The 6,396-nt window shown below is 69.2% G+C and carries 4 protein-coding genes and 1 rRNA gene; 1 reads left to right on the top strand and 4 read right to left on the bottom strand.

Annotated elements, in window-relative coordinates:
• Positions 1–172: ribosomal RNA gene (locus ACFVJX_RS16795) — 16S ribosomal RNA — on the bottom strand; the annotation flags it as partial.
• Between the two features lie 679 nt (positions 173–851).
• Positions 852–1,406 (bottom strand): MarR family winged helix-turn-helix transcriptional regulator, encoded by a 555-nt coding sequence (locus tag ACFVJX_RS16790; protein ID WP_384136044.1) that lies wholly within the window; start codon positions 1,404–1,406, stop codon positions 852–854.
• Between the two features lie 192 nt (positions 1,407–1,598).
• Here ACFVJX_RS16790 and ACFVJX_RS16785 point away from each other — a divergent pair, with 192 nt between their 5' ends.
• Positions 1,599–2,900 carry an MFS transporter gene (locus ACFVJX_RS16785; protein ID WP_384136069.1) on the top strand — a complete coding sequence of 434 codons (1,302 nt, stop codon included), beginning with the start codon at positions 1,599–1,601 and terminating at the stop codon, positions 2,898–2,900.
• A gap of 65 nt (positions 2,901–2,965) precedes the next feature.
• Here ACFVJX_RS16785 and ACFVJX_RS16780 read toward each other — a convergent pair whose 3' ends face one another.
• Positions 2,966–4,630, bottom strand: coding sequence for a SpoIIE family protein phosphatase (locus ACFVJX_RS16780; protein WP_384136045.1), 1,665 nt, complete (start codon positions 4,628–4,630; stop codon positions 2,966–2,968).
• Positions 4,631–4,867: 237 nt separating this feature from the next.
• On the bottom strand, positions 4,868–6,184 hold the full coding sequence (locus ACFVJX_RS16775) for an NAD(P)/FAD-dependent oxidoreductase (RefSeq protein WP_384136071.1): 1,317 nt from the start codon (positions 6,182–6,184) through the stop codon (positions 4,868–4,870).
• Between the last annotated feature and the right edge of the window lie 212 nt (positions 6,185–6,396).

The following is a 6,396-nucleotide window of genomic DNA, read 5'->3' as shown; positions in this document are numbered from 1 at the left end:
TATCCGGTATTAGACCCCGTTTCCAGGGCTTGTCCCAGAGTGAAGGGCAGATTGCCCACGTGTTACTCACCCGTTCGCCACTAATCCACCCCGAAGGGCTTCATCGTTCGACTTGCATGTGTTAAGCACGCCGCCAGCGTTCGTCCTGAGCCAGGATCAAACTCTCCGTGAATGTTTTCCCGTAATCGGGATCACACACACGAGAGCGGAACGATCAGATCGGAATAAGACCGACCGTTCACTACATCCTCGCTATGTGCATTGCCTGCCAGGTCAGTGACCTCGCAGGACTTTCAAAGGAACCTCGAACCTGCCGAAGCAGGTCGGGGTATCAACATATCTGGCGTTGACTTTTGGCACGCTGTTGAGTTCTCAAGGAACGGACGCTTCCTTTGTACTCACCCTCTCGGGCTTTCCTCCGGGCGCTTCCCTTCGGTCTTGCGTTTCCGACTCTATCAGACTCTTTCGTGTCCGATTCCCGGTCGAAGCGGGCCTCGCATCTTTTCGCTTTCCAGTTCTTCGCTTTCGCGTTTCCCTTTCCGGCGAGTCCGACTCTATCAGATCCTTTCGGGCCTGATTCCCAGTCAGTGGGGCTTGTCCTCGCGGCCGTTGGGCCGTTCCGACGTTCAAAACCCTAGCGGATCTTCCCGGCGACTCATAATCGAGTCTTCGAAATTGATTTCGGCATGCCGAAATTGTCCCGAGTGGGAGATCGTTCTGAGTTTTGGTTGCCGCATCCGCGGCGGGATCGGTTGCCTCGGAACCGTTTCGGACCCGTGACAACTCGAAGAACCTTACGGATCGACGCGGGGCGTGTCAACCCCTCCCCCGGCGCCTCCGGCAGGGCCGTGTCAGTCCAGGTCGGTGAGGCGTCCGCCGGCGTCCGGCTGGGCGTGCTCCACCCTGCGCAGGAGGCGGATCAGCATCTCGCCCAAGGCGCCGCGCTCATCGCCGGAGAGGTCCTGGAGGAGCTCCTCCTCGAAGTCCGTGGCCATCCGCATCGCCTCCAGCCACTTCGTACGGCCCTCGTCGGTCAGTTCGACGATGACGCGGACCCGGTTGTTCTCGTCGCGGTCGCGCGTGACCAGGCCCTCGCCCGCCATGCGGTCGATGCGGTGCGTCATCGCGGCCGGGGTCAGCCCGAGCCGCTTGGCCAGCTCCCCCGGGCCCAGCCGGTAGGGGGCGCCGCCCAGCACCAGGGTCTTCAGGACCTCCCACTCGGCGTTGCTGATGCCGAGTGCGGCGACCTGGCGTCCGTACGCCACGTTCATACGGCGGTTCAGCCGGCCGAGCGCCGAGACGACCTGTTCGACCTGCGGGTCCAGGTCGCGGAACTCGCGCTGGTAGGCGGCGATCTGCTCGTCGAGGCTCGGCTCCTGGAGGCCGGGCCCGGTGGTGTCAGACATGGCGCGCAGTATGGCACGCCCTCGTAGGCATCGAAGTCCTTCGGTCTGTATTGTTGAGCTTCTAAGTTTAGTGCTAAAGTCTTCGGGTTCGAGTCGTTCACTCGCGGAGTGTCGCTCGCAGAGTGCCGACCGCGGGGTTCGCGCGGTTCGCAGAGTTTCGAGACCTTGAGGTAGGTGAGTGTGACCAGGGAAATGGGTGCAGCGCTGCGGCGGATCCAGCTGGGGAGCGCGCTGAGCGCGTTCGGGCTGGGGTTCACCGTTCCGTATCTGTACGTCTACGTGGCGCAGGTGCGGGATCTGGGTGCCGGTACGGCGGGTGTCGTACTGGCGGTCTTCGCCATGGCAGCGCTGGCCGTCCTGCCGTTCACCGGCCGGGCCATCGACCGACGCGGGCCGCTGCCCGTGCTGGTCGTCGCCTCGGTCGTCGCTTCCCTGGGCGCGGTCGCGCTGGGCCTGTCCTCGCAGGTGACCGCTTCCGTCCTCGCGGCGGCGGTGCTCGGTGCCGGGACGGCCGTCATGCAGCCGGCCCTCGCCACCATGCTCGTCCGGTGCTCCAGCGCCGGCACCCGTACCCGCGCCTTCGCCATGCAGTTCTTTCTGCAGAACCTGGGCCTCGGCATCGGCGGACTGGTCGGCGGGCAGATCGTCGACACGGAGCGGCCGGCGTCCTTCACGCTGCTGTTCCTGATCGAAGCGGTGATGTTCCTCGTGCTCGGCGCCATCGCGGCGACCGTGCGGATGCCCCGTACTCCTGGCGTCGCCGCTGAGGTGTCCGGGACCGCCGCGCGGGGTGGCATGCGGGTGCTGCTCTCGCACCGGGCCATGGTGCAGCTGTGTGTGCTGGGGTTCGTGGTGTTCTTCGCCTGCTACGGACAGTTCGAGTCCGGGCTTGCCGCGTACGGCACCGAGGCCGCCGGGATCGAGCCCTCGACGCTCGGGATCGCGCTGGCCGCCAACACCGCCGTCATCGTCGTGGCGCAGTTCGTGGTGCTGCGGCTGGTGGAGCGCCGCCGGCGCAGCCGGGTCATCGCAGCGGTCGGTCTGATCTGGGCGTTCGCCTGGATCGTGGCGGGCTACGCAGGGCTCGGGCACGGCAGCCAGACCATGGCGACGGCCGCCATGATCTCCACGTACGCGCTGTTCGGGCTCGGTGAGTCGATGCTCTCGCCGACCGTCGCGCCGCTGGTCGCCGATCTGGCGCCGGAGTCGATGGTCGGGCAGTACAACTCCGCCTTCGCCCTGTGCAAGCAGCTGGCGCTTGCCGTCGGTCCCGCTGTCGGCGGTCCGATGGGAGCCTCGCTGCACGGGCCGTACATCGTGACGTTCGTGCTGTTCTCGCTGGGCATCACGGTGCTCGCGCTACGGCTGGGCCGACGGCTCACCCCCGTACAGGACCAGCCGTCCGTCGCTGCGGTGCCGTCCCGGGTGGTGGCCGTGTCGCTGCCGGAGACCTCGTCGGCCGAGGCGCCGGCGCCGGTCGCCGCCGTTCACTGAGGGAGCGGCCCGCTGAGGGCCGTCCCGTAGTCCCTGGCGGGCGCACGACGATTACGGGACAGCCCTCAGCGCGGCAGAGCGAATTCGCACCAGACCGCTTTGCCACCGCCCGGGGTGCGCCGACTGCCCCAGGACGTGGCGATCGTCGCGACGATCGAGATGCCACGGCCCGCCTCGTCCGCCGGGTCCGCCCGGCGGCGGCGCGGCAGGTGATCGTCGCCGTCGGTCACCTCGATGATCAGCCGGCGGTCGGTGCGGCGCAGGCCGAGGCGCATCGGCGGGGTGCCGTGCTGGAGCGAGTTGGCGACCAGTTCGCCGGCGGCGAGCACGCCCAGGTCGCACAGCTCGACCGGGAAGCGCCACGACGTCAGGACTCCGGTCGCGAAGGCGCGGGCCCGCGGGGCCGCTTCGATGCCGCCGAGCAGATCGAGCGAGGCGTTGTGGAACAGCTCCGCGGCCGAGCCGGTGCGGGCGGGGTGCTGCACCACCAGGACCGCCACGTCGTCGTCGTGCTCCGCGGTGATGTTGAGGGAGCGCATCAGACGGTCGCAGACCACCTGGGGTGCGCCCTTCGCGCCGGACAGCGCGCGTTCCAGCGCGGCCACGCCCTCGTCGATGTCCTCGCTGCGCCGCTCGACCAGGCCGTCCGTGTAGAGGACGGCGGTGGAGCCGGGCGGCAGCGCGATGGTGCCCGATGTGTGGATCCAGCCGCCGGTGCCGAGCGGGGGTCCGGTGGGTCCCTCGGCGCGGTGCACCGTGCCGTCCTCGTCGCGCACCAGGATCGGGAGGTGGCCGGCCGAGGAGTAGACCAGCCGGCCCTCGTTGGGGTCGTGGACGGCGTAGGCGCAGGTGGCGATCTGGCTGGCGTCGATCTCGGCGGCGAGTCCGTCGAGCAGTTGCAGCACCTCGTGCGGCGGCAGGTCGAGGCGGGCGTAGGCCCGTACCGCGGTCCGCAGCTGGCCCATCACGGCGGCGGCGCGCACTCCGCGGCCCATCACGTCCCCGATGACCAGGGCGGTGCGGCCGGCTCCGAGGGTGATGACGTCGTACCAGTCGCCGCCGACCGCGGCGTCCGTACCGCCCGGCTGGTACGTGGCGGCGATCCGCAGGTCGTCGGGCTGTTCCAGCTCCTGCGGGAGCAGGGACCGCTGAAGGGTGACGGCCGTTTCGCGGTGGCGCCGCTCGCTGGTGCGCAGGCGTTCGGCGGCTTCGGCGTGGTCGGTGACGTCGGCGGCGTACACGAGCACACCGTTTTCGTGTCCCTCGTCCCCGCCGTGCGACACGGGGGTGCAGGTGACGGTGTACGAGCTGCCGCCGGCGACCTTGCGGGACTTGACGGTGCGGGGTGTGCCGCTGCGCAGGACCTGGTCCATCAGGGGGAGCAGGCTGAGCTCGGTGAGTTCGGGCATCGCCTCGGCTGCGGGGACGCCGGACGGGCGGGGGCCGAAGGCCGCGGCGTAGGCGTCGTTGACGTACGTGACGCGGTGTTCGGGGCCGTGCACCAGAGCGACGAGCGCGGGCAGCCGGCCGAGGATGTCCCGGGCCGAGAGAGCCTCCAGGGCGGGCGCCGCGGGTCCGGGTGCGGCGCCGACCGGCTCGGCGTCCGGCGGGCCGGATCCGGTTTCGTCCTGTGCGTATTCGGCGCGGGCCGCCGGGACGGCGCTGTGGTCGTCCCGGGCCGCGCGACGCTGCGTACCGGGTAGGCGGGCGCTCCAACGCGTGAAGTTCACGGAATTTCTGGCCTCGTGTGTCGGTCTGGTCCGCTCGGGCGGGCTGCTTCCTCTGCCGGGTCCTCTGCCGGTTCTTCCTGCCGGTTCTCTCTGGCCGGTTCTCCGGCCGGTTCGGGGCCTGACCGCCGGAAGGCGCAGCCGGAGCCGGTCTCTGCTGGTCACTGTCGGCCGCTGCCTGCCGGGTCACTCTGTGCAGATGTGAGCCCACCTATGGTCACACGTCCAGTGTGTCGGACCCTACTGACAGTCGTCGTCGTCGGTCGCTGGACGACGTCCCGCGGCGAGTTCGAACTCGGCCCGGGGGTGTTCCAGCGAGCCCAGGGAGACGATCTCTCGCTTGAAGAGGCCGGCGAGGGTCCATTCGGCGAGCACGCGGGCCTTCCGGTTGAACGTGGGGACCCGGCTGAGGTGGTAGACGCGGTGCATCAGCCAGGCAGGGTAGCCCTTGAGCCTGCGTCCGTAGACGTGCGCAACACCTTTGTGGAGGCCGAGTGAGGCGACGGAACCCGCATAGCTGTGCCGGTACTCCTTGAGCGGTTCACCGTTCATGGACGCGACGATGTTCTCCGCGAGGACCTTGGCCTGGCGGACCGCGTGCTGGGCGTTGGGGGCGGTCTCGCGCCCCGGCTCGTCGGAGGTCAGGTCGGGGACGGCTGCCGCGTCCCCTGCGGCCCAGACGTGCTCGGTCCCCTCGACGGTGAGCCGGGCCGTGCAGCGGAGCCTGCCGCGTTCGTTGAGCGGGAGGCCGGTGGCGGCGAGCAGCGGTGCGGGTTTGACGCCGGCCGTCCACACGAGCGTGCGGGTCGGGAAGCGGGAGCCGTCGCTGAGCACGGCCACCCGGTCCTCGCAGGACTCCAGCCGGGTGTCGAGGCGTACGTCGATATTGCGGCCGCGCAGTTCCCGGACGGCGTACTTGCCCATCGCCTCACCGACCTCGGGCAGGATGCGCCCGGTGGCCTCGACCAGGATCCACTTCAGGTCCTCGGCCTTGATGTTGTGGTAGTACCGCGCGGTGTAGCGGGCCATGTCCTCCAGTTCGGCCAGCGCCTCCACACCCGCGTACCCGCCGCCCACGAAGACGAAGGTGAGGGCGGCGTCACGGATGGCGGGGTCGCGGGTGGCGGAGGCGATGTCCATCTGCTCGATCACGTGGTTGCGCAGCCCGATGGCCTCCTCGATGGTCTTGAAGCCGAAACCGTGGTCGGCGAGGCCGGGGACGGGGAGGGTGCGCGAGACGGAGCCCGGTGCGACGACGATCTGGTCGTACGTGATCCGTACGGCACCGGTGCCGTCCTCGCCGGTGGCCAGGGTGGTGACGGTCGCGGTGCGCTCGGTGTCGTCGATGCTCCGCACCTCGCCGATGACGATCGTGCAGTGCGGCAGGACCCGGCGCAGTGGCACGACCACGTGGCGCGGTGAGATCGACCCGGCGGCGGCTTCGGGGAGGAACGGCTGATACGTCATATAAGGATCAGGGGTGACGACGACGATCTCGGCCTCGCCGCTTCTCAGCCGCTGTTTCAGCAGGCGCTGGAGACGCAGTGCGGTGTACATCCCGACGTATCCGCCACCGACGACGAGAATGCGCACACCCGGCGGGGGGCCGGGGGGTGTTCCCCCGGAATCTGAAGCCATCACCACCCCATGACGCAACGCGCTCCGGATTTTGTCCACAGCCCCGGCAAATTGTGTGACCGGAGGGTCCGAACGGGCGGGTCCGCTTGATCGTTGCGGCATTACGGACGCCCCGCAGGTCAGGGGTTGCG

This window comes from Streptomyces sp. NPDC127177, from assembly GCF_042672475.1.
Classification (GTDB): Bacteria; Actinomycetota; Actinomycetes; order Streptomycetales; family Streptomycetaceae; genus Streptomyces.
This window is presented reverse-complemented; position numbering and strand designations above follow the sequence as displayed.

What these genes read in the sequence shown, in the direction of transcription:
- ACFVJX_RS16790 (WP_384136044.1), bottom strand. Translation starts at nt 1,406, where the DNA reads ATGTCTGACACCACCGGGCCCGGCCTCCAGGAGCCGAGCCTCGACGAG.
- ACFVJX_RS16785 (WP_384136069.1), top strand. Translation starts at nt 1,599, where the DNA reads ATGGGTGCAGCGCTGCGGCGGATCCAGCTGGGGAGCGCGCTGAGCGCG.
- ACFVJX_RS16775 (WP_384136071.1), bottom strand. Translation starts at nt 6,184, where the DNA reads ATGTACACCGCACTGCGTCTCCAGCGCCTGCTGAAACAGCGGCTGAGA.